Below are 24003 nucleotides of genomic sequence, written 5' to 3'. Positions count from 1 at the left end.
TCCGTCAGTCCTCGTCACCCTCCGGATGATCCATCCCCAGCTCATTGATTTTCCGCGTCAGGGTATTGCGCCCCCAGCCCAGCAGAATTGAAGCATCCCGCCGGCGACCGCCGGTGTGCTTGAGAGCAGATTCAATCATGATCTTCTCGAACTCCGGCACGGCGGTATCCAGAATGCCCTTCCGACCACGCTTGAGTTCCTGCTCGGCCCAGTTGCGCAAGCCTTCCTGCCAGGTCTGGCCGGTGGCCGGTGTTTCCGCCTGGTGCAGCAGTTCCGGGGGCAGGTCATCAATGTGAATCTCCCGCCCGCTGGCCATCACCGTGAGCCAGCGACAGGTGTTTTCGAGCTGGCGGACGTTACCCGGCCAGGGCATGGTGGTGAGGTATTCTTCCGCTTCGGCGCGCAGAATCTTCGGCTCCACCGCCAGTTCTTTGGCCGCGCGTTTTAGGAAATGCTGCATCAGCCGGGGAATGTCTTCCCGGCGTTCGGCCAGCTTGGGCAGGTGCACCCGGATGACGTTCAGCCGGTGAAACAGGTCTTCCCGGAACGAGCCGGCCTGCACCAGCTTTTCCAGATCCTGGTGCGTGGCGGCAATGATCCGTACGTCCACCTTGATCGGGGTGGTGCCGCCGACCCGGTAGAACTCGCCATCGGCCAGTACCCTCAATAGCCGGGTCTGGGTATCGGCCGGCATGTCGCCGATTTCATCGAGAAACAGGGTGCCGCCGTTGGCCTGTTCGAAGCGGCCCTGGCGGGCGGCACCGGCACCGGTGAAGGCGCCTTTTTCGTGGCCGAACAGCTCCGACTCAATCAGGTCCTTGGGGATAGCGGCCATGTTCAGAGCAATGAAGGGGTGATTCGCCCGCGGGCTATGGTTGTGCAGGGCCTGGGCCACCAGTTCCTTGCCGGTGCCGCTCTCGCCGTTGATCAGTACGGTGATGTTGGAGTGGGACAATCGCCCGATGGCCCGGAATACCTCCTGCATCGCCGGCGCTTCGCCGATGATTTCAGTGTTGCGCTGGCTGCTTTCCGCCTGTGGTTCGGCCGTCGCCCGACGTTCGTGGCTGTGAGCCACCGCGCGCTTGACCAGGGCCACCGCATCGTCCACATCGAATGGTTTGGGCAGGTACTCGAAGGCGCCGGTCTGGTAACTGGTGACGGCACTTTCCAGGTCCGAATGCGCGGTCATGATGATGACCGGCAGATCGGGATGAACATCCACAATCTGGGAAAGCAGGGTAATGCCGTCGACTCCGGGCATGCGGATGTCACTGATGATGGCGTCGGGCTGTTCGTGTTCCAGCCTTAGCATGATGCTTTCGCCGCTCTCGAAGACCCGGGGCTGCATACCGGCCTGGTTAAGGGCGCGCTCCAGCACCCAGCGAATACTGCGATCGTCGTCTATGATCCAGACGTTTGCCGGTTGGCTCATTGATTGTCCTCCAGGGGCAGGAAGATGATGAAGTCGGTTTTTCCGGGCTCGCTTTCGCACTCAACCAGCCCGTGGTGTTGCCCGATGATGCTCTGGGTAATGGAGAGACCCAGGCCGGTGCCGCTGGCACGGCCGCTGATCATCGGGTAGAAAATGTTCTGTAACAGCTCCGGGGGAATACCCGGGCCGTTATCGATTACGTCCACCCGGCACACCAGCCTGTGTCGCTTGTGGCCAATGGTGAACTGCCTGAGCGCGCGGGTGCGGAAGGTAATGGTGGGCATCTCGTCGCGGGCGTGCTCGGCCTGATTCTCGAAGGCCGCTTCCATGGCGTTACGGGCGATGTTGAGAAAGGACTGGATCAGCTGCTCCTTGTCGCCCTCTAACTCCGGCAGGCTGGGATCGTAATCGCGGCGGAAGGTCAGGCGCCCGCGACTTTCGGCTTCCAGCAGGGTTTTGACCCGTTCCAGCACCTCGTGAATGTTGGTGGGCGCCAGTTTCAGCGCCTTGTTGGGCCCCAGCATTCTGTCCACCAGAGAGCGCAGCCGGTCTGCTTCGTCGATGATGACCTGGGTGTACTCGCGCTGACCTTCGTCGTTCAGCTCCCGGTCCAGTAACTGCGCGGCGCCGCGGATCCCGCCCAGCGGGTTCTTGATTTCGTGGGCCATGCCCCGCACCAGGATGCGGGTGGTTTCCTGCTGGGAAATAATGTCTTCCTCACGACTGATTCGCAGCAGCCGATCCCGCGGCTGAATTTCAATCAGCAGTTCGGTCGGGTCCAGGCTGATGGGCGAAACCGAGTAGTCCACCATGAGCCGCGTTCCGCTGGTGAGGATAAACTCGGCCTCGCGCCGCGTGTAGGACTGCCCATTCTCCGCCGCGGACAGCAGGGTGGTGAGGGCGTCTTCGGAATCCACCAGGATGTCGTTGATGGGGAGGCCGTGACTGCGGGTAATGCTGGTCTCGAACAGGCTCTCAGCAGCGGGGTTCAGGTACTGTATGCGCAGGCCGTCCTCCAGAACCAGGATGGCGGTGGTCAGGCTGTCCAGTATGCTTTTGTAGGCAGAGGTTTTGGTGACTGTGAAGGCCATGCTGCTGTCTCGATCGATGGACATTGCTGCTTATCTTCCGGTTTCTGCAAGAAGTGAACCAATCTGGAGAATCGGCTCAGATTGCGTGCCCGTTTAACGGGCACAAGCCTGATACAGACCTGCTGACGCAATGACCTAGTGCGTTGTGTCCGGGGTTGCCGGTGGTGGGGCGTATAAAACGCCCCGTTGAAGATCAGAGTATGGCTTTTTTGTGGTGCGCGCGCACTAAAATGGTGCGCGCATAGGGAAGGGTAGGTCAGTTGTTTACGGAGGGGCGGTGGATGGTGAATGTGATCTGGTCGCCGGATTTCACCTGAACGCCGTTCTGGTCAATGATGCTGACCCGGGCCTCATGGGTGCCACGGAACACATTGCGAACGGTTACGGTATCCGAGGCGGTCTGGCCAACCGGTTGGCCATCGAGGGTAACTTCGTAGCGGTGTCCTTCCTGCAGCGCGGGTTGGCTGGTGACGCGGAAGGCGACATCGCCGCTGCCGCTGTGAAAGGCTTGGTCATCGCTCGGCGACAGAATGCGCACGCTCTGGTAAACCGCACCTTCTTCCTCGACCTGCTGGCGCAGTTGCTCGGGCTCCTGCACGTCAGCGGGTTTCGGTAGGGTCACGGTGGTCACCGGTTTTACTTTTACCTCTTCCGCCCCATCAGAGGGTTCGTCCGAAAAGGTGACATTGCCCTGGGCATCCACGTTGCGATAAACCTCCGCAAATGCCGGAGCGGCGCCGATAAGCAGGATGCCTGCAAAGAGTCCAAACCGTTTGTTCATGCCACTGTCCTGTCATGGAGGGAATGATCTGATTATCAATGGCAGGCTGGGGGTTTTCAACGCTGTTGGGGGATCAAAGAGTTACATATCGTTAAGGGCAACAGGGCGTGTGTCGCAGCGCACAAAAAAACCCCGCCGCAGCGGGGTTTTTCGTCACGATCACCAGATCATGTCATGCCTGTCGATAGCCGGGGCTATTAGCAGGAGTAGTACAGTTCGAACTCGACCGGGTGAGTGGTCATGTTGATACGCTCAACTTCACCACGCTTCAGGTCGATGTAGCCGGCGATCATGTCTTCGGTGAACACGCCGCCACGGGTCAGGAACTCGTGATCGGCTTCCAGGCAGTCCAGTGCCTCGGCGAGGGTTTCTGCAACCTTCGGAATGTTCAGTGCTTCTTCCTTCGGCAGGTCGTACAGATCCTTATCCATGGCATCGCCAGGGTGGATCTTGTTCTGGATGCCGTCGAGGCCGGCCATCATCAGGGCCGCGAATGCCAGGTACGGGTTGGCCGCCGGGTCAGGGAAGCGAACTTCGATACGACGTGCTTTCGGGCTGTTCACGTACGGAATACGGATAGAGGCCGAACGGTTACGGGCGGAGTAAGCCAGCATGACCGGTGCTTCAAAACCAGGTACCAGGCGCTTGTAGCTGTTAGTGGCCGGGTTGGTGAAGGCGTTGATGGCCTTGGCGTGCTTGATCACACCGCCGATGTAGTACAGAGCAGCTTCGCTCAGGCCTGCATAGCTGTCACCTGCGAACAGGTTCTTGCCGTCTTTGCTCAGGGACATGTGTACGTGCATACCGGAACCGTTGTCACCGACAACTGGCTTGGGCATGAAGGTGGCCGTTTTGCCATAGGCATGGGCCACGTTGTGTACGCAGTACTTGAGGATCTGTACTTCGTCGGCTTTCTTGGTCAGGTTGGCCGGGCCAACGCCGATTTCGCACTGGCCAGCGGTGCCCACTTCGTGGTGGTGAACTTCGATGTCCAGGCCCATGGATTCCATGGCAGCACACATGGCGCCACGCAGGTCATGCAGGCTGTCGACCGGCGGAACCGGGAAGTAGCCGCCTTTCACGCCCGGGCGGTGACCGATGTTGTTGCGGTCGAAGTCTTCGCCGGAAACCCAGGCGGCTTCTTCGGAGTAGAGCTCGTACATGGAGCCCTGCATGTCGGTCTTCCACTTGACGGAGTCAAAGATAAAAAACTCGGGCTCCGGGCCGAACAGCGCGCCGTCAGCAATGCCGGTGGACTTCAGGTACTCTTCTGCGCGACGTGCAACAGAGCGCGGGTCGCGCTCGTAGCCCTGCATGGTAGAGGGCTCAACGATGTCGCAGGTAATGTTCAGTGTGGTTTCTTCGGTGAACGGATCCAGCACGGAGCTGCTGTCGTCCGGCATCAGGATCATGTCGGATTCGTTGATGCCCTTCCAGCCAGAGATCGAGGAGCCATCGAACATCTTGCCGTCGGTGAAGAAGTCGTCGTCCACTTCGGTAGCCGGCAGTGTTACGTGCTGCTCTTTACCGCGGCTGTCGGTGAAACGCAGGTCAATCCATTTCACTTCGTGTTCTTTGATCAAATCAACTGTCTTGGACATTGTGCATGCTCCATCGTGTTACCCGCTGCGCGGGTGATTTCATGTTCGTTATGCCGGATCGGTCAGGCGGGGCTGACTTCCGATCTGTTTTGAGGTCGGGGCAGCTTATCAAAAGCCGCGGCGTCTTACCTGCAAAATCGGCTGACTGGACTAAAGCAATTGCCTTGCCAATTCGATGAGGGTGCGCCAGAACGGCGCAACTGCAAGGAGATCGGGCATTTTTGGCGCGTACCTGAGAACCGGGCCGGGCGTTACGCACCTTGTTGGTGCATCAAAATGGTGCATTTTGCGGTTATGCGCTCTAAAAGTGTGCATAAGGGGTGTTCAGCAAATAGGCGTTTATCTTCATATTAACGACACGGACTTTTCGATATACTGCGCGCCGCTTCATTTATACCCTGCTGCTTTTCGGATGCAAAATCGGGAAATACCTTGCAGGGAAGCTCCGCAAACGCCGCAGGATTATTTTTGTGATTGAAAAACTTCGTAATGTCGCCATCATCGCCCACGTCGACCATGGCAAAACCACTCTCGTTGACCAGTTGCTTCGTCAGTCCGGCACGCTGGACCGCAAGGAGCTCGAGAACGAGCGGGTCATGGATTCCAACGACCAGGAAAAAGAGCGTGGCATCACCATTCTGGCAAAGAACACCGCGCTGAAATGGAATGGCTACAACATCAACATCGTGGATACCCCGGGCCACGCCGACTTCGGTGGCGAAGTTGAGCGGGTGATGAGCATGGTGGATTGCGTGTTGCTGGTGGTCGATTCCATTGACGGCCCGATGCCGCAAACCCGCTTCGTGACCCAGAAAGCCTTTGATGCGGGCCTGCACCCGATCGTGGTGGTCAACAAGATTGATCGCCCCGGCGCCCGCCCCGACTGGGTAGTGGACCAGGTATTCGACCTGTTCGACAACCTGGGCGCCACCGATGAACAGCTGGACTTCCCCATCGTTTACGCCAGCGCTCTGAACGGCATTGCCGGGATGGACCACGAAAAACTCGACGACAACATGGACGCCGTATTCCAGGCCATCGTTGATCACGTGCCGGCGCCCGCCGTCAATCTGGACGGTCCGTTCCAGATGCAGATCTCCCAGCTGGACTACAATAGCTTCCTGGGTGTTATCGGTATTGGCCGGATCATGCGCGGCAAGATCAAGACCAACTCGCCGGTAACGGCGATCGGCGCCGACGGCAAGAAGCGTCAGGGCCGTATCCTCAAGATCATGGGCCACTCCGGTTTGCAGCGGGTGGAAGTGGACGAGGCACAGGCAGGCGACATCGTTTGCGTGAGCGGCCTCGACGAGCTGTATATCTCCGACACCCTGTGCGACCAGAGCAGCGTTGAGGCCCTGCCGCCGCTGACGGTCGACGAGCCAACCGTTTCCATGACCTTCCAGGTCAACGACTCGCCGTTCTGTGGTAAAGAAGGCAAGTTCGTCACCAGCCGCAACATCAAGGAGCGCCTTGAAAAAGAGCTGTTGCACAACGTGGCACTGCGGGTGGAAGAAGGCGACTCGGCAGACAAGTTCAAGGTGTCTGGCCGCGGTGAGCTGCACCTCTCCGTCCTGATTGAAAACATGCGCCGGGAGAATTTCGAGCTGGCCGTGGGCCGCCCGGAAGTGGTGATTCGTGAAGTTGACGGCGTCAAGCAGGAGCCTTACGAGAACGTGATCATCGACATCGAGGAGCAGCACCAGGGCGCCCTGATGGAGCAGATGGGTCTGCGTAAAGGCGATCTGACCAACATGATCCCGGATGGCAAGGGCCGCATGCGTCTGGAGTACACCATTCCGGCCCGTGGGCTGATCGGTTTCCGCAACTCGTTCCTGACACTGACCTCCGGTTCCGGCATCCTGACGTCCACGTTCAGCCATTACGGTCCGATCAAGGGCGGCGACATGACCAGTCGTCAGAACGGGGTGCTGGTGTCCATGGCCACCGGTACGGCACTGACCTACTCGCTGGAAACCCTGCAGAGCCGTGGCAAGCTGTTCCTCGACCCGGGCCAGGAAATCTACGAAGGCCAGCTGTGTGGTATCCACAGCCGTGAGAACGACCTGGTGGTTAACCCGACCAAGGGTAAAAAGCTGGATAACATGCGCGCCTCTGGCAAGGATGAGGTCATCGGCCTGGTGCCGCCGATCAAGTTCACGCTTGAGCAGGCTCTGGAGTTCATCGACGATGATGAGCTGGTGGAAGTAACACCCAAGTCGGTGCGTCTGCGCAAGAAGCTGCTGACAGAGAACGAACGCAAGCGCGCGAACAAGAAGTGAGCCGCATGCGTTGATTGAAGAGGGGCGGGCCAGTGATGGCCCGCCCCTTTTTCGTTCACTTCAGCTACACTCCGGTTATACCTTTTTATCCGGAGCCCTCCATGCTCACCCTCTACCCCGAGATCCGCCCCAACGCCCAGCACCGGATCGCTGTCGATCCGCCCCATGAGCTGTACATAGAGGAAAGCGGTAATCCCGACGGCATGCCGGTGCTTGTAGTACACGGTGGTCCCGGTGGTGGATGCGAGGAATATCATCGTCGTTTTTTCGATGCCGAGCGTTACCGCATCATTTTGATGGATCAGCGGGGGGCCGGGCGCTCCACTCCGCTGGCGGAATTGGAGGGCAATCGCACCGATCGTCTGGTGGCGGACATGGAAACGGTTCGTACTTTTCTGGGTATCGAGCGTTGGCTGCTGTTCGGCGGCAGCTGGGGGTCAACCCTCAGCCTGGTATATGCCCAGACCCACCCTGAACGGGTACTCGGGCTGGTGCTCCGTGGCATCTTCCTGTGCCGCCCGAAAGACATTCACTGGTTCTATCAGGAGGGAGCTAGCCGGATCTTTCCTGACTACTGGGAAGATTTTCTCGCGCCGATTCCCCAGGGGGAAAGGGCCGACCTGGTCTCCGCCTACTATAAGCGCCTGACCAGCACCAATGAGCTGGAGCAGATCCAGGCGGCGAAAGCCTGGTCCATCTGGGAAGGTCGTTGTGCCACGCTCCATCCCAACCCGCGGGTGGTCGAGCATTTCGGGCATCCCCATGTTGCCATCGCCTTGGCCCGCATCGAATGTCACTACTTCATGAATCAGGCCTTCCTTGAGCCGGACCAGATTGTACGCGATGCCGGAAAGCTGGCGGATATCCCCGGTGTCATTATCCATGGGCGCTACGATATGGTGTGCCCGCTGGATAACGCACTGGCTCTGACCTCGGTCTGGCCAAGGGCCGAGCTGAGAATAATCCGCGACGCCGGTCACTCGGCGTCGGAACCTGCCATTGTCGATGCCCTGATCCGTGGTGTGGATGAGGTGGCTTCGGAAGTAAAAGGCACTTTGGCCTGATTGACCTCTCCCGGGGTTGCCACTGTGTAACCCCATGGATACACTCTTGCAAATTCTTAATGGTCCTTCCGCAGGAGTTCGATGAAAGGGCTTATCCAGCGCGTCTCCACCGCCAGCGTTTCCGTCGATGAGCAGGTTATTGCCGAGATACCCACGGGGCTTTTGCTGCTGTTAGGGGTAGAGCCCAATGACGGTTCGAAAGAGGCTCGGGCGCTGGCAAAGAAAGTGGTTGGTTACCGTGTTTTTGCCGATGACCAGGGTCGGATGAATCGAAGCCTGCTGGACATCGACGGCGCTCTCCTTGTGGTTCCCCAGTTTACCCTTGCCGCTGATACCGGCTCCGGCACACGCCCCGGCTTCTCAACGGCGGCGGCCCCCGCGGTGGCCGAAAGGCTGTTCCAGGAATTTCTGGGCAGCGCCGAGAGCCTGCTGCCTCGTGAGCGGGTGGGTCGAGGTCGGTTCGGGGCTGATATGAAAGTTTCCCTGATAAACGACGGGCCGGTGACTTTTATGTTGCAGGTGGGAGACAGTTCCTGAAATTGAAACATTGTCGCACCATAATTGCGCGCGAGCGTCATGGGTGATCCTGATTGGTGCGGCCCAGCGGCAGGATCTGACGGTGGTGGGCAGGGTGAAGAGAGGTTTTTTATCTTAACCTTTTGATAATTCGAAGGTTAATGGATCATGGCCCCGGATTTGAACATGAAAAACCGGAAAGCTTCACGGGTTGCCTGAAGGATCAGGTGCAGCGAATCGCACCAAAAAGAGCTGAAAGCAGAGCAAAAAAAGTAACGTTAAAAATTTGCAAAACGCAGAAAGGTATATTACAACAGGCTCATCATCCAGCGCTTTAACTTTTTATTGTAAGTTGTTGAGCTGCAAAGTTACATTTTGGGCCGGATGAAAAAAATCAAATAATAGTTACTTCCATGTCATAAAACTGACATGGTGGCGACATAGAATAAGGCTCTGACCAGCCTGACTGGTAAGAAGTCTAAAGAACGGGGATAGAACCCGTCGCTAAAACCTGAGTTAACTCAATAAAGGAAGACGCAACATGAAAAAAACGCTCATCGCATTTTCTGTTGCTGCAGCAACTTTCTCTGGCGCAGCGCTGGCCCAGGATCCGACTCTGACCGCTTCCGAGCTGGCAGCGAAGATGGATTCCATGCCGACTGTTTACGGTAACATCCAGTACGCACTTGCTCACGACAGCTATGACGGCGGCCCTTCTGGTGTCGAGCACTTTGACAATGGTTCTACTCTGGGTGTTACCCACGATCACATGATCGCTTCAGGTGTGACTGGTTTCTTCAAGATTGAGCTGGATGGTTTTGGGGCTGACGAGAAAGATTCGTCAGGCGCCAACATCGACGAAGCCTATATCGGTGTCAAGGGCAACAGCTTCGGCCAGATTTGGGTTGGTTCCGATGACTCCACTTATGAGCGCGCCGTTACCGAAATCTCTGAATTTTATGAAGTTGCGACCCTGAGTCAAAGCGTTGATTACACGACTGGTGAAGGCGACCTGATCCAGTACATGTCACCGTCTTTTGGCGGTCTGACCATCTGGGGTGCGGTACAGGTCAACGGTGATGGCTTTGATGGTGGCGACGACACCAAAGATGGCGACGAGAAGTCCTATCCTTACCAGCTGGCCGCCGTGTACGAAGTTGACGCTCTGGAACTGGCTGTGGCCATGGACTCCAACGATACCAGCGACGGCAACAACGAAAACACCTACGGCCTGCGTGCCAGCTTCAACGCTGACAACCTGCGCCTGACCGGTGAATTCCACACTCGCAAAGACGAGTCTGATACCTTCGGTATTATGGGTATTTACACCATGGGTAAAAATCAGTTCGCTTTGTCCTACGAACTGACCCAGTTTGACGATGATGCTTCTAGCCCGGCTGCAGGTCGTGATGCTGACACCATTACACTGCAGGCTCTGCACAACGTGTCTGATCACATGTACGTCTAGTTCGAAGGCTACCTGGGTGGCGGCGATGAAGTATACCTCTACGATGAGAACGGTGCGGTTGATAGTGTAGGTGAGGCAACCGGCGTATCTGACGAGCGCTCCATCGCCTCTGTTGGTGCTGTTTACTACTTCTGATCCGCTAATCAGCTAATCAGAACGTAAACCGGAAAACCGGCGACCTTCGGGTCGCCGGTTTTTTTATGTATTCTGCTCATACGTATCAGAGGGAGTGGTGACGTGGCTGAAGAGCTTGAAATAAAACTCAGTCTGACTCCGGTCAGTCAACAATCAGCGCTGAAATGGTTGCTGTCCCGACCGGGGGCGACCGAGGGGTCGAGCAAAACCCTGGTCAACCGGTATTACGATACCCCGCGTGGGGACCTGAACCGTCAGCGGGTGGCGCTGCGGGTTCGCCAGGCGGGCAGCCAATTCATTCAGACCCTGAAAACCCAGGGAGACTTCGTGGCTGGCGCTCATCGTCGCCAGGAATGGGAGTGGCCCCTTCTCAGCACGGAGCTGAATCTCGGGCTGCTGGCCGACACGCCGTTGGGCCAGGGCGTCAATCTGGCGGAACTGAAACCGGTGTTCGAAACCAATTTTGAACGCCAGGTGGTGATGATCGAAGAGGGCGACACGGTCATTGAGGTGGCCATCGATGCCGGTCACATTCTGGCGGGTGATTCGCGGCGACCGCTGAATGAGGTGGAGTTTGAGCTCAAAACCGGGGACGCCTCGCGGCTGGTCGCCTGGGCCCGCGCGCTGGCCGATAACGTGCCGGTGTTTCTGAACCTGATCAGCAAGGCGGAGCAGGGCTACTTCCTTGCCGGCCTGCACGAGCCCGAGTCTCCGTTGACGGGCGGCGATCCGGATTTATCCGTTTCCGCTTTCCTGCAGGCATTGAGCGTCGCCTGGCTGAAGGGAAAGCCGCTGGCGGTGGATCAGGATAGCCTCAAGGCGATTGAGCGATGCGCCCGGGACCAGGGCGCGGCGGAGCAGTACGCGCAATTTGCCGGGGAAGTCGCCGCGCACGAGTCGGTCACCGATCTGGCGGAGCGCCCGGAACTGGGCCAGCTGCAACTGGCGTTGGCGATGGCCTAGTTCGAGGCTTTGTCGGAATTCGCCCTGGCATCGGCCTCGGCCTGGGAGGCGTGCCACCGCTCGAGGAAGGCGCGATAGCGCTCAAGGGCTTCCTCGACTACCTGTACGGCCGGCGTGTCGTGGGATTTGACCAGCACAATCAGCCCCTTGCCCTCGATCTCCTCGTCGGTAGGGGGGTGACAAACCACCTCGTCATCGTTGTCGATGTAAGCCAGTGCCGTTCCGATCCCGTGGCGGATCAGGGCGCTGACGATGTCGGCCCAGTTCAGGTCATCCAGCTTCAGGTCGTAGCGATGGGGGTGGTCGTCCTGGTAGTTGAACATGTCTTCCAGAACCTTTTCCGAACCGGGTGCCACCACCGCGCGAACCATGATCTCAGGGTAGGTGCGTACGGGGCGGATAATTGTCCGCACGCCGGCGGTCTTGAAGCGGTTGCGGTTCCCGTCGCTGACGCACTCCGCGGTTGTGCGGTGGCCCAGGTTGGCTTCGGTCAGCCGGTGGGCAATATCAAACGTCAGGCTGTCGGAGATCGGGTCGGATTCGTCGGAGGCCAGTACCACAATATGCTTTGCGCTGCCGGCATGGACGGCTTTCAAGGCGTCGGGATCGCTGCCGGAGCCGTGAAAATGCAGCATGCCCACATCGGACAGTTCCGGCGGAAGGCCGGTGGGAAACTGTCGGGTCAGCAGGATGATGGGAATGGTTTCGTATCCGGGTACGGCGCGTACCTGAGAGGCAAACCGCATGAAATACTGTTCACCGCCGTTCTGGGGGGTGTTGATGATTACGATATGGTCTTTCATTTTGTATACCCATCGTCCGGTTACGATACGTTCCCGGCGGTAAAACCGGTATTCAATAAAGTCACTGACTATCAGTGTCATCAGGGTAATGGCGCTGACGAACATGATGGCAATGGTACTGATCCGCCCGACCGGGGTTTGCGGCGCGAAATCCCCGTAGCCCACCGTAACCAGAGTGGTCATGGTCAGCCATACCGATTCGAACAGGGTAAGATCCTCTACCCACCACAGCAGCAGCGCCTGGAATGCCAGCAGGCCGCCGAGTATGGCAAACAGCCGCTTGATTCGTGACCGAATGATGCCGGACATCGGAAGATGCGTAAGCTGGTGTTCCGGGTTGAGTGGTCGGCGGTTTCGCAGCATTCAGGGCCTGGGCGGTTCAGTCGGGTGGCGGTTCGTTATACAGTACGGGAAATATAACAGAGATACAGGGGTTTGCATTATGTCAGAGCCGTGGAGTGGTCTACCCAAGATGCTTGCCGACGACGTGGCGGCCGGTTGGGCATCGGTGTTTTCCGGTGAGGCACACCCCTGGATGACGGCCACGGCAGGCCTCGCCGAAGCCGATGTGGCCGGCGCCATGGCCCGCAGCGTGTTCCTCAAACAGACCCTTGAGCGTCATCCCGATCAGGTGGAGGCGCTGGTCACCTCCCTCTCATTGCGCGAGCCGACCACCGATGCGTATCTACGGCAGCGCTGGCAGGAGCATCTGGAGGCGGTTGAGGATGAGCCGTCCCTGCACAAAGCGTTGCGGCAGTTCCGTCGCGAGAGCCAGTTCCGCATTATCTGGCGTGACCTGATGCGATGGGCCGACATGCACGAGACCGTTGCCGCCACCAGCGCCTTTGCGGACACCTGCATCCAGGGTGCGCTGGACTGGCTGTACCGGGATGCCTGCGAGCAGGCGGGCACGCCCTGGGGTAAAGACCCGGTCACCGGCGAGGAAGGCCCGCAATCGATGGTGGTTCTGGGGATGGGCAAGCTGGGCGGCCGCGAGTTGAACGTGTCGTCCGACATCGATCTTATTTTTGCGTTTCCGGGCAAGGGCGAAACCCGCGGCGGTCGCCGTTCCCTCGATAACCAGCAGTTTTTCATCCGGCTGGGGCAGAGGCTGATTCAGGCGCTGGATCAGATCACCGCCGACGGATTCGTATTCCGCGTGGATATGCGACTGCGGCCCTACGGGCAGAGTGGCGCGCTGGCCCTCAGTTTCGCCGCGCTGGAAACCTACTACCAGGATCAGGGGCGGGACTGGGAACGCTACGCTATGGTTAAAGCACGCGTGGTGGCCGGCGATGAAAAAGCCGGGCGCGCGCTGATGGACAGCCTGCGTCCCTTTGTTTACCGCAAGTACGTGGATTTCAGCGCCTTTGAGTCGCTGCGCAGCATGAAGGCGATGATCAGTCGTGAGGTCCGCCGCAAAGGCCTGGAAAACAACATCAAACTGGGCAGTGGCGGCATTCGCGAGATTGAGTTCGTGGTGCAGGCGTTCCAGCTTATCCGGGGTGGCCGGGACCGGGAGTTACAGCAGCGCGAGCTGTTGAACGTATTGAAGGAGCTCGAAGAACTGGAGTTGTTGCCGTCACCGGTGGTGAAGGAGTTGCGGGCGGCCTATGTGTTTCTGCGCAATCTCGAACACGCGTTGCAGGGCATGGAAGACAAGCAGACCCAGCTGTTGCCCGAAGACGAACTGAGCCAGGCGCGCGTTGCCCTGATCATGGGCTATGACAGCTGGGCTGATTGTCTGCAGGAACTGGACGCCCACCGCGAACGGGTGGCCCAGCATTTCTCCGATATCATCGCGACCGAAGAAGAGGAGCACGATTCTGCAGCGCTGGAAGAGGGCTGGCACGAGCTCTGGCTGGCGGAAATGGACGACACCGCGGCGGGCCAATGGCTGGCGGATCATGGTTACGAGGCGGCTGAATCCAGTCTGGCGTTGCTGCACGATCTACGCGACAGCCGCACGGTTCAGGTCATGCAGACCCAGGGCCGTAAACGCCTCAACCAGTTCATGCCGGTTCTGCTGCAGGCGCTGACTCAGGTGGATGCCCCTTCCGAGACGCTGGGGCGGGTGTTGCAGCTGGTCGAAGCCATCCTCCGGCGAACCGCCTACATGGTTTTGCTGCTGGAGAACCCCGGCGCACGAACCCAACTGGTCAAACTGTGCAGCGAAAGCCCGTGGATCGCCAGGCAGCTGGCGGACACCCCTTTGCTGCTGGACGAGTTGCTGAATGCGGAAAGCCTGTATCACCCGCCTGCCAAAGAGGAGCTGCAGGACGATCTGCGTCAGCAGATGCTGCGCATTCCGTTCGAGGATCTGGAGGAGCAGATGGAGTCGCTGCGGCACTTCAAGAAGGCCCATATCCTGCGGGTCGCCGCGTCGGAGCTCAAGGGCACGTTGCCGTTGATGAAGGTGAGCGATTACCTGACCTGGATTGCCGAAGTGGTACTCGATCATGTGGTCGACGTTGCCTTTGCCAATCTGGTCAGCCGTCATGGCTACCCGCGGCGGGCTGACGGCTCTGCCTGCGACACCGACTTCGCCATCATCGGATATGGCAAACTCGGGGGCATTGAGCTGGGCTACACCTCGGATCTTGATCTGGTGTTTGTCCACAACGCCGATCCCGAGCAGGCCACCGATGGCGACAAGCCCATCGATAATGCGGTGTTCTACACACGGCTCGGTCAGCGCATCGTACACATTCTCAGCACCCAGACACCCTCTGGTCAGCTCTACGAAGTGGATATGCGGCTTCGGCCCTCGGGCAATTCCGGGCTGCTGGTCAGCACTCTGCAGGCCTTCGAAAAATACCAGCGCAACGATGCCTGGACCTGGGAGCATCAGGCACTTGCGCGGGCCCGGGGCGTGGCCGGGTGCGGTGATACCCTGGCGGCCTTTGAATCCCTGCGTCATGACCTGTTATGCCAGACCCGGGATCGGGACGCGTTGCGCCAGGAGGTGGTCAGCATGCGGGAGAAAATGCGATCCAGCCTGGGAACGCCGGAGTCCGGCCAGCAGGCCACGTTCCACATCAAGCACGATCACGGCGGCATCATCGACATTGAATTCATGGTGCAGTTCCTGATGCTGGCGAACAGCTGTCAGCACCCGGAACTCACCCAGTGGTCAGACAACATCCGCCAACTGGAAGAGCTGGGGCGTGCCGGTGTGATTGCCGTGGCGGATGCGGAAAAGCTGAGGGAAGTCTACATCACCCTGCGTTCCACCATTCACCGGCGGGCCTTGCAAAACCTCAACAGCCAGGTCGAGGGCGATGCCTTTTCGGAAGAGCGGACGTACATCCGCAGCATGTGGGAGAAGGTGATGCTGACGTAGCCAGCGACATTTACGCTCCGCCAAAAATTCCTGCTAGAATGCCGGTTCCCTGAAAAAGCTTGTATGGAGCAGAAACAATGTCAATGGCTGATCGCGATGGCCTGATCTGGCTGGATGGTGAAATGGTTCCCTGGCGGGAAGCCAAAACCCACGTGCTGACCCACACCCTGCATTATGGACTGGGTTGTTTTGAAGGCGTACGTGCGTACAACACCGCCAATGGCCCGGCGATCTTTCGCCTGAAGGAACACACCGACCGTTTGTTCCGTTCTGCCCATATCCTGAACATGAAAATGCCGTTCACCAAGGAACAGCTGAACGAGGCCCAGTGTGCGGCGGTTCGGGAAAACAACCTCGACGAAGCCTACCTGCGCCCGATGGTGTTTCTGGGTTCAGAGGGCATGGGTCTGCGCGCCGATAACCTGCAGGTCCATGTGATGGTGGCGGCCTGGAGCTGGCCGTCCTACATGTCGCCGGAGGCGAAGGAGATGGGCATCAAGGTGCGTACCTCTTCTTACACCCGTCACCACGTCAACATCACCATGTGCAAGGCGAAGGCCAACGGCAACTACATCAATTCCATGCTGGCCCTGAACGAAGCCATCGCCAGCGGTTGTGAGGAAGCCCTGCTGCTGGACAACGAAGGTTACGTGGCCGAAGGTTCCGGTGAGAACATCTTCATCATGCGTGATGGCGTACTGCACACGCCTGAGCTGACTTCCTGCCTGGAAGGTATCACCCGCGCCACCATTCTTGAATTCGCCCGCGAGCTGGATATTCCGGTGAAAGAGCGCCGCATCACCCGTGACGAAGTGTATATTGCCGATGAAGCCTTCTTCACCGGCACCGCTGCCGAGGTGCTGCCCATCCGTGAGCTGGACGGCCGCGTCATTGGCGAGGGCAAGCGTGGCCCGGTGACTGAAAAGCTGCAGGGGATGTACTTCGATGCCGTGAAGGGCAAGTCAGCCGAACACAGTGCCTGGCTGACTCACGTAAAAGGCTGATCCCGCATCGTTCGCAAGCCGCCGCGGACTCTATCACCCCGGCGGCTTTGTTGTTTTCACACGTTTATTTCTGAAGGACGCGCAAATGGCAGACGTCATCAAAGTACCGGTATCGTTTGGCGAAGTGCTGGACAAGATCACCATTCTCGAAATCAAATCCGAGCGCATCAAAGATGAAGCCAAGCTGAAGAACGTCCGGCTTGAGCTCGATGAACTGAGCGCCACCTGGGACGAGGCTGTCAAAGACAAGGCTGCCGAAATTGCTGATCTGCGCAAGCAGCTCAAAGCGGTGAACGAGGAGCTTTGGGTGATCGAGGACGACATCCGCGACCAGGAGGCGGCGCAGGATTTTGGCCCGAAGTTCATTGAACTGGCCCGGGCTGTCTACGTCACCAACGACAAGCGCGCCGCCATCAAGAAAGACGTCAATCTTGCGCTGGGCTCTCGCTTCGTGGAAGAGAAGTCTTACCAGGACTACACAGCCCGCAAGTAAATGGGCTGGCTCACAGGTCTGGGCGCGCAGGTCGGATGACGCTGCACTAACCTGACCTGCAACAACGGCGCCGGATCAGACCAGATCCGGCGCCGTTGTTGTTTCAGTCACCCGTTGAGCCTCAACCCACTCATCCAGCATCGCAGTGGCATCCTCCACCGTCACCAGTTCCATTGCCCCCTCGAATTCCGCCTTGGCACCCCAGCGTGCCTCGTCCACCGACTTGCCGGTGAACTTCGCCAGTGCTTCCGGGTAGCGGTTCACGCACCAGCCAAGCGAATTGTAGGGGCCCGAGCGATGCGGATTGCTGGCCGCAAATATGCCCAGCACGTCCGTACCCACGGCGCTGGCGATGTGCGCCGGGCCAGTGTCGGGCGCGACCGCAAGGTCAGCGTGGCTGAGCAGTGCCGTCAGCTGTTTCAGGGTGTCCTTGCCGCAAATATTGTGGGCTTTCTCTTTCATGGCATTTTCGATGGCCGCGCAGTATTCCGCTTCAAACGGTGCCGGGCTGCCGACCAGAATGACCCTCATACCATGCGTCGTAATGGCGTGGTCAGCCAGCCGCGCATAGCGTTCGGCCGGCCAGTTGCGCAACGTGTGGCTGGCACAGGGGCTGATCACCAGGTTGCGGCGATCCTCGGCCAGGTGCGTTCTCGCAAATTCGTGGTCGCTTTCGGACAAGGGGATGGTCCAGCGCGGGGGGGCAGGCTGCAGCCCCAGTGGTTCCAGGAAGCTCGCCAGACAGTCACGAACGTGCTGTTTCGGTGCCGGCGCAATGCGGGTGTTGATGAACAGGCTGTGAAGATCCTTGCTGCGGGCCTTGTCGTAGCCCACCTTCAGCCTGGCGGGAATCATGGCGGCCGCAAGGTTGGCGCGGAAGGCCACCTGCATATGCAGCAGCGCATCGAAATTCCGCCCGCGCAGTGTCTGGCGAAGTTCCGCGTAGCCGCGGCGGCCGGCCTTCTTGTCGAAGATTATGAACTCCACTCCGGGCAGGTCGCCAATCAACTTTGCCTCGATCTTGCCGATAACCCAGGTGATCCGGACGCCGGGTAGTTGCTGCTGCAGACTCAGGACCACCGGGATGACGTGAGTGACGTCGCCGATGGCGGACAGGCGCAGAATGCAGATGGATTGGATGCTGGCGGTATGTGGTTGCGTGCCCAAGTTACGGTCCGTTTCGATTCTTTAACCGGCGGCTGTAGTGCCGGAGGGGTGTCGTTGGTAAACTGTGCGCCATTCTAACGTACTCCCCGGCCAACGTCTTGCGAGCCTTGGCAGGGCAAACTTCGGTATCCATGGTCATGGTGTCAGTGCTCCGCGCACCCGGTTGCGAAGACGTAAACGAGCAGTGGTTTTCGCCGACGTACTGGGGCGGAAAGGCGGAGCCGGTGTCCGCCGGAGGTCGCGGGAGCGCGTGGTTCGTGCATTCGCCCAGCGGTCAGCTGGTTCTCCGGCACTATCGTCGCGGCGGTATGGTTGCCCGGGTTTCCGAGCGCCGGTACCTGTTCACCGGCGAGGAGAGAACCCGGTCATTCGCGGAGTTCCGGCTCCTTCGGGAGTTGCATGACCAGGGATTACCCGTGCCCAGACCTGTCGCCGCGCTGGTGGCGAAGCGCGGCGCGTTCTCTTATGAGGCAGCCATCCTCATCGAAAGGATCGAAGGGGCGCTGCCCATGCCGGAGCATCCGGAAGTGAGCAGCGAGGCGCTGTGGCACCGGGTCGGTCAGGTTATCGCCCGCTTTCATTGCGCCGGGCTGGATCATGTCGACCTTAACTGCGACAACATTCTGGTGGCCGGGGAGCGGATATTCCTTATCGACTTTGACCGATGTCGGTTGCATCCTGACGCCGACCGGCGTGCGCGCTGGAAAGAACGCAATCTGAGCCGGTTGCGCCGGTCGGTGGAGAAGCGTGTCCGCCCGTTGCAGCCCGCCCGGTTAGAACGGCTCTGGCAGGCACTGATAGCCGGATACGAGAGCCGGATAACCGATCGGAATGCGTGATGGTCATGCGATACGAACCTTTATTTAACTCAGACGGTACCCCTTTGACTCAGAACTCAATCGCAAATCCGGATACGGTGGCATCGGCGGATGTTGGAGACAGGGTATTGTCCTGGCTGTCGTTTCTCGCGCTGGCTTCCTACCTGCTTTTCTATGTCCTGGTGCCGGACGCGTATGCATTCGGCCCCTCCCTCGTGCTTTTGCTGGCGCTCATGAGCTTTCGCTGGAAAAAGCTGCTGGACGGTGTTGATCGGGAAACTCTGGCGCTGGTGGGCGTGCTCTGGCTGTTTTTCCTCAGTCAGGCGCTCATTCTGCTGGTCCACGGCGAGGATGTATCGGAGTTCGACCTATCCACCCGCTATGTTGCAGCTTCTCTGGTGATGCTGTTTGTCATGAAATACTCCATCAGCGCCAGTTGGTTTTTCCTGTTGTCCGCAGCGGGTGCCATCATGGCTGGGGCGTTTGGCGTCTATCAGTGGGAGTTTCAAGGTGTCGGGCGTGTCGCGGCTTACGACAATCCGATTCACTATGGCAACGGCGCAATGGCCCTTGCGCTGCTGGCGTTCTCCGGACTGCTATGGGCCGCAAAACGAACCCATCGACGTTTCTGGGTAACCCTGCTGCTGTGCGGCTTTGTCGGAGGCGTTTATGCCTCCATGGTTTCTGGAACCCGGAGCGGTTGGGTCGCCGTGCCCGTTGTTATCCTTATCGGCATGTATGCTTTCTGGCAGCCTTTGATCCAGCGCAAAGTGTTGCTTGCGCTGATGGCAGTGTCGATCGGTCTTGGGCTTGTCTTCGCCGCCCAGGTAGATCTCGTTGAGCGAAGAGCAACAGTCGCTGTCAGCGAGTTCTTCGATTATTACGAAGAAGGTCGAAACGGCACGTCTGTTGGCCTCCGCCTGGACATGTGGAAAGCGGGTTGGACGGCGTTTCAGGAAAACCCGCTCATCGGCTCTGGTCCGAGCGGGACGGAAGCGGTTATCGACGACCTTATCGGCTCAGGGCAGATACATCCTGCCGTCCGGAACTTCCGCCACCTTCACAATCAGTATGTAGAGGTCATGGCCCGGTACGGGGTGGTGGGAGTTGCGGCCTATATCTTGCTGCTCGCCGTCGCAATTGGTTTGTTCATGAAGAAGACACGCTCCACCATTCCGGAGGTCAGGGCGCTGGCGCTAGGGGGAGCGTTCTTCGTTACGCTCCACGCCGTTGTCAACCTCACCCAGAGTATGCTTGAGCGAAACATAGGCGTTACCATGTTCGTGTTCATGGTCGTATTTATCTGGGCCGTGTTGAAGAGTGAGGAATCGAAGAGTGCCGGCGCTGCCAATCCGGTTTGATGGCTAGCGCAGTAGGTCTATTAGCAATCCGTGGGAAACTCTGGGGGAGATGATTTGACTGTTACCTGTTTTTTGCCGTGCCGCAAGGGCAGCGAAAGGGTGCCCAGGAAGAATATCCGGCCGATTGCTGACCGGCCCTTCGGATTACTGCAAATCAAGCTTGAGCAGCTCCTCGCAGCCCGTCGCATTGATCGAATCACTCTCTCGACCAATGATGAAGAAATCATCGATTTTGCCAGAACACTTGACGCACCCAAGCTGGAGATCCGGTTGCGAGAAGACGCTCTGGCATCCAGTAGCACCAGCACAGATGAGCTGATTGAATATGCCGGTTCACAGGTTGAAGACGGGCATTTGCTCTGGACCCACGTTACCTCCCCTTTTCTGACTGCCTCCCTTTATGACTCAATCATCGAAACCTATTTCGAGCAGATTGACAAAGGGTGTGATTCGCTTATGACAGTCAATGAGTTGCGTGGTTTCTTATGGGACGATGCCCGTCCGATCAACTACGATCGCAACGTTGAAAAGTGGCCCCGAACCCAGACTCTGGAGCCCCTGTACGAAATCAACAGTGGTGCGTTTCTTGCGCCAGCAGATGTCTATCGGTGCAAAGGGGACAGGATAGGCGACCGCCCCTACAAATACGTGGTTGATAAGATTCAGGGGTTCGATATTGACTGGGAAGAGGACTTCCTGATCGCGGATGCCATGCTCACTGCCGGGATCTCGGAAGTCTGATCCCGCGTATCAGGATGACTCACTCTATGAACAGCCAGACATTAACTTTCCTCGACTGCACCCTGCGTGACGGTGGTTATTATAACGATTGGGACTTCGACGCAGACCTGATTGCACGCTATCTGGAAGCGATGGCGGCTGCCGGAGTAGATGTCGTCGAGATGGGTTTGCGGACGCTGAACAATAAGGGTTTCAAGGGGCCGTGCGCCTACTCGACGGACGCTTACCTCGCCAGCCTGCCCATCCCGGAATCCCTCGCGCTGGGTGTGATGGTTAACGCCTCTGAACTGGTCGGCGATCACCCCCTGGAAGATCGCCTGACCCAGCTGTTTCCAAACCGGGCTGAGGAATCGCCGGTCAGTGTGGTGCGCATTGCCTGCCATATCCATGAATTTGAAGAGGCTGTTGAGGCCAGTGTTTGGCTGCGGAGCCGCGGCTATCGGGTAGGTTTTAACCTGATGCAGGTGGCGGATCGAGCCCAGAGTGAAATTGAAGCCATCGCCAGGAAGGCGTCGGCATACCCGATTGATGTGCTGTATTTCGCCGACAGTATGGGCAGCATGGCACCGGAGCAAACGGCCCGTATCATTTCCTGGTTACGTCGCCACTGGAAAGGCGAGCTGGGCATCCATACCCACGACAATCTGCGTATGGCGTTACAGAACACCCTGGCAGCTCTCGGAGAAGGTGTTACCTGGGTTGATTCGACAGTGACCGGGATGGGGCGGGGACCCGGAAATGCCCGAACGGAAGAGCTGGCGATCGAAATTGCCCAGTTGCGCCAGCAGCCGGTTTCTCTCGTGCCGCTGATGCGGGTGGTCAGAAGCGACTTCCGGCCGATGCAGGAGCAGTTCGGCTGGGGCACCAACCCCTTCTATTATCTTGCTGGCAAATACGGCATCCACCCTACGTACATTCAAGAGATGCTGAGTGATTCCCGCTATGATGAGGAAGATATTCTGGCGGCGATCGAGCATCTTCGGGTGGAGGGCGGTAAAAAGTTCAGTATCCACACGCTGGATGCCGCCAAGCACTTTTACGGCGACCTGCAAAGCGGCTGCTGGAATCCGGCTTCGCTTCTCCGAGATAGAGAAGTGCTGTTGCTTGGCACTGGCCCCGGGGTGTATCGGCACCGCTGGGCGTTGGAGAATTACATTCGTCGCCGCAACCCCGTTGTTATAGCGCTCAATACGCAAGCGGCTGTTTCGTCCGAACTGATCAGTCTCAGGGTGGCATGTCATCCGGTTCGGCTGTTAGCTGACTGCCACGCCCACACCTTGCTGCCGCAACCACTTATAACCCCGTGGTCGATGCTGCCGGAGGACGTGAAACTCGCTTTGCAGGGGAAAGAGGTTCTCGACTTCGGGCTCTCGGTAGAGCCGGGTGTTTTCCGGTTCGCGGAAGCATCGTGCACACTGCCGACGTCTCTGGTGGTGGCCTACGCGTTGGCCATCACAGCGAGTGGTCAGGCTTCCCGAGTGTTGATGTCCGGTTTTGATGGCTACGGAGCTGATGATCCACGGAACCGTGAAATGAAAGAACTGCTGGATCTGTATCAGCGAACACCGGAAGCGCGAGAGCTTGTTTCCGTAACCCCCACAAGGTATGAACTTGCAACCCAATCCATTTACGGCATGGGCTAACAGGGTTGCGTCCGGAATAATGATGAATCCGTTGCTCAAGAAGAAGCGCCTTGATCGGTGGTGGCGTTTCAATACCCTGAAAAAGGCGTTTGTTGCCGCACAGCAGGCTCCCGTGAACTCGAAAAAAGAGGTTGGGGTGCTTGACCGTGCGCTGCGTCGCATTGGATACCGTCGCGCCCCCCATGACCTGGTGTTGTTCTGGCGAGAACTTTTGAGCCAGGGCGCCTTGCGAAAGCCGCAGCTGGATCTCGCTGACGCAAACAGAATGGAAACGCTGGGTCGTGGTATGGCCCCTGAAATGCTCCCCGCTCAATGCTGGTTGGACCTTTATCGCTTGTGTATCGGCGTTGGTTTTTTTCAAACCGGCAGAATCCTCAGAGATCATGGCCTCTGTCGAATGATCACGGACGCGCTGGCAACTGAATCCGCGGGTTCGGACGTCGTCATTCGGGGACTATATGCTGCGCTCGAAAACGGGCACTTCGAGGATGCGGAGGCCCTTCTTGGCAAGCTTGAGCGGTTGGGGGGCTTCGGGCATGACCTTGCGCAAGCTCGCTGGTTCTTCCGCTTGTTGCAGAGTGGCAACGGCGGAAATATCGAAGATGGCAGTGGCCCTCTTGCGGAGCGTGATTGCGAATTCGGTGCGTTCGTTCGTGGCCAGCGTGTGGCCCTGGTCGGCCCGGTGCCCAACGACAAGGCACAGGGTGCCGAGATTGATGACCACGATATCGTTGCAAAATTCGGATACAGAGGCGGCGAGAAAGGACGTGACCCTGAAACCCAGGGGGAGCGCCTGGACATCAGTTACTACAACAACACCCAGGCTCATCAGTTGGCAGAGTCAGACTACGGCCCGGTGTTCGCCGCCATCCGCTGGGCGGTATTCCACAACCGTAAGGGGCGCTCTCTGTTTCCGGCGGAACATCCGGGCCTGAGGCAATTGGCCTCTATCCAGTGGCTACTGCCAGACACCCACTTCAATGCCGGTCCCAACGCGATCCTTGATTTGCTGCGCTTTCATCCTGCCGGTATCCGTGTTTTCAATACCGACCTGATGTTGTCGTCCGGTCGTTTCGCAGGATATACCCCGGCCGGTGCAAAACCGGTCGACTATACTCGCTCTTTTATTAAAACCCATGACCCCGTACTGCAATATCAGATTATGCGGCGACTCTGGAGCCAGGGCTGCATTTCCGGCGACGATCGCTTTAATCAGGTAATGGGAATGGGCCTCCAGTGTTACCTTGATGAACTCCAGCAAGCGCATGGAGCCAGGGATAAGGCGCTCTTTTAAAGG

19 protein-coding genes are annotated in these 24003 nt (G+C 58.4%); 13 read left to right on the top strand and 6 right to left on the bottom strand.

The window, feature by feature from the left end; translation table 11 throughout:
* Nucleotides 1–4 precede the first annotated feature (4 nt).
* The 4 genes from ntrC to glnA all read right to left on the bottom strand — a co-directional run bounded on the left by ntrC (nt 5) and on the right by glnA (nt 4905).
* Nucleotides 5–1432 carry a nitrogen regulation protein NR(I) gene (gene ntrC, locus DYI22_RS12230; RefSeq protein ID WP_213478358.1) on the bottom strand — a complete coding sequence of 476 codons (1428 nt, stop codon included), beginning with the start codon at nt 1430–1432 and terminating at the stop codon, nt 5–7.
* A complete protein-coding gene (gene glnL / locus DYI22_RS12225) occupies nt 1429–2523 on the bottom strand; it encodes a nitrogen regulation protein NR(II) (RefSeq protein ID WP_213478427.1) in 1095 nt (364 codons plus the stop codon). Before glnL ends, ntrC begins: the two co-directional genes overlap by 4 nt.
* Nucleotides 2524–2779: 256 nt before the next feature.
* The gene (locus DYI22_RS12220) at nt 2780–3304 is read right to left on the bottom strand and encodes a DUF4124 domain-containing protein (protein WP_213478357.1); all 525 of its coding nucleotides are present in this window, start codon (nt 3302–3304) and stop codon (nt 2780–2782) included.
* A gap of 197 nt (nt 3305–3501) precedes the next feature.
* Complete coding sequence (gene glnA / locus DYI22_RS12215; protein ID WP_213478356.1) at nt 3502–4905, bottom strand: glutamate--ammonia ligase; 1404 nt, start codon at nt 4903–4905, stop codon at nt 3502–3504.
* A 470-nt stretch (nt 4906–5375) separates the two neighbouring features.
* Here glnA and typA point away from each other — a divergent pair, with 470 nt between their 5' ends.
* From typA to DYI22_RS12190, 5 genes are all read left to right on the top strand, one after another.
* Nucleotides 5376–7187 (top strand): translational GTPase TypA, encoded by a 1812-nt coding sequence (typA, locus tag DYI22_RS12210; RefSeq protein ID WP_323132908.1) that lies wholly within the window; start codon nt 5376–5378, stop codon nt 7185–7187.
* Nucleotides 7188–7288: 101 nt separating this feature from the next.
* Nucleotides 7289–8251, top strand: a complete 963-nt coding sequence (gene pip / locus DYI22_RS12205; protein ID WP_213478355.1) for a prolyl aminopeptidase — start codon at nt 7289–7291, stop codon at nt 8249–8251.
* An 81-nt stretch (nt 8252–8332) separates the two neighbouring features.
* Nucleotides 8333–8788 carry a D-aminoacyl-tRNA deacylase gene (dtd, locus tag DYI22_RS12200; RefSeq protein ID WP_213478354.1) on the top strand — a complete coding sequence of 152 codons (456 nt, stop codon included), beginning with the start codon at nt 8333–8335 and terminating at the stop codon, nt 8786–8788.
* Nucleotides 8789–9308: 520 nt separating this feature from the next.
* Nucleotides 9309–10235 carry a porin gene (locus DYI22_RS12195; RefSeq protein ID WP_323132907.1) on the top strand — a complete coding sequence of 309 codons (927 nt, stop codon included), beginning with the start codon at nt 9309–9311 and terminating at the stop codon, nt 10233–10235.
* Between the two features lie 237 nt (nt 10236–10472).
* Nucleotides 10473–11333, top strand: a complete 861-nt coding sequence (locus tag DYI22_RS12190; protein ID WP_213478352.1) for a CYTH domain-containing protein — start codon at nt 10473–10475, stop codon at nt 11331–11333.
* Here DYI22_RS12190 and DYI22_RS12185 read toward each other — a convergent pair.
* On the bottom strand, nt 11330–12499 hold the full coding sequence (locus DYI22_RS12185) for a potassium channel family protein (RefSeq protein WP_213478351.1): 1170 nt from the start codon (nt 12497–12499) through the stop codon (nt 11330–11332). The two genes, DYI22_RS12190 and DYI22_RS12185, sit on opposite strands and share 4 nt — an antisense overlap.
* 79 nt (nt 12500–12578) lie before the next feature.
* Between DYI22_RS12185 and glnE the strand changes: the two genes are divergently transcribed.
* The 3 genes from glnE (at nt 12579) to DYI22_RS12170 (ending at nt 16976) form a co-directional block, all read left to right on the top strand.
* The gene (gene glnE / locus DYI22_RS12180; protein ID WP_213478349.1) at nt 12579–15479 is read left to right on the top strand and encodes a bifunctional [glutamate--ammonia ligase]-adenylyl-L-tyrosine phosphorylase/[glutamate--ammonia-ligase] adenylyltransferase; all 2901 of its coding nucleotides are present in this window, start codon (nt 12579–12581) and stop codon (nt 15477–15479) included.
* Between the two features lie 77 nt (nt 15480–15556).
* Nucleotides 15557–16483: a branched-chain amino acid transaminase gene (locus tag DYI22_RS12175; RefSeq protein WP_213478348.1), complete on the top strand. Its 927-nt coding sequence runs from the start codon at nt 15557–15559 to the stop codon at nt 16481–16483.
* An 85-nt stretch (nt 16484–16568) separates the two neighbouring features.
* Nucleotides 16569–16976, top strand: a complete 408-nt coding sequence (locus DYI22_RS12170) for a DUF6165 family protein (protein WP_213478347.1) — start codon at nt 16569–16571, stop codon at nt 16974–16976.
* A 75-nt stretch (nt 16977–17051) separates the two neighbouring features.
* Here DYI22_RS12170 and DYI22_RS12165 read toward each other — a convergent pair whose 3' ends face one another.
* Complete coding sequence (locus DYI22_RS12165) at nt 17052–18116, bottom strand: glycosyltransferase family 9 protein (RefSeq protein WP_213478424.1); 1065 nt, start codon at nt 18114–18116, stop codon at nt 17052–17054.
* A gap of 164 nt (nt 18117–18280) precedes the next feature.
* Between DYI22_RS12165 and DYI22_RS12160 the strand changes: the two genes are divergently transcribed.
* The 5 genes from DYI22_RS12160 to DYI22_RS12140 are packed head-to-tail and all read left to right on the top strand — an operon-like array spanning nt 18281 to nt 24000.
* Nucleotides 18281–18982 (top strand): 3-deoxy-D-manno-octulosonic acid kinase, encoded by a 702-nt coding sequence (locus tag DYI22_RS12160; RefSeq protein ID WP_228300994.1) that lies wholly within the window; start codon nt 18281–18283, stop codon nt 18980–18982.
* Nucleotides 18983–18987: 5 nt separating this feature from the next.
* Nucleotides 18988–20322: an O-antigen ligase family protein gene (locus tag DYI22_RS12155; protein ID WP_213478344.1), complete on the top strand. Its 1335-nt coding sequence runs from the start codon at nt 18988–18990 to the stop codon at nt 20320–20322.
* Nucleotides 20323–20376: 54 nt separating this feature from the next.
* Nucleotides 20377–21063: a cytidylyltransferase domain-containing protein gene (locus DYI22_RS12150; protein ID WP_213478343.1), complete on the top strand. Its 687-nt coding sequence runs from the start codon at nt 20377–20379 to the stop codon at nt 21061–21063.
* A 26-nt stretch (nt 21064–21089) separates the two neighbouring features.
* Nucleotides 21090–22706: an aldolase catalytic domain-containing protein gene (locus DYI22_RS12145; protein WP_213478342.1), complete on the top strand. Its 1617-nt coding sequence runs from the start codon at nt 21090–21092 to the stop codon at nt 22704–22706.
* The gene (locus DYI22_RS12140) at nt 22675–24000 is read left to right on the top strand and encodes a hypothetical protein (protein WP_213478341.1); all 1326 of its coding nucleotides are present in this window, start codon (nt 22675–22677) and stop codon (nt 23998–24000) included. Before DYI22_RS12145 ends, DYI22_RS12140 begins: the two co-directional genes overlap by 32 nt.
* The last annotated feature ends 3 nt before the right edge of the window (nt 24001–24003 follow it).

This window comes from Marinobacter lipolyticus (assembly GCF_018424605.1).
Lineage (GTDB): Bacteria > Pseudomonadota > Gammaproteobacteria > Pseudomonadales > Oleiphilaceae > Marinobacter > Marinobacter lipolyticus_B.
The sequence above is the reverse complement of the archived record's forward strand: the minus strand, read 5'-3'. Positions and strand labels throughout refer to the sequence as shown.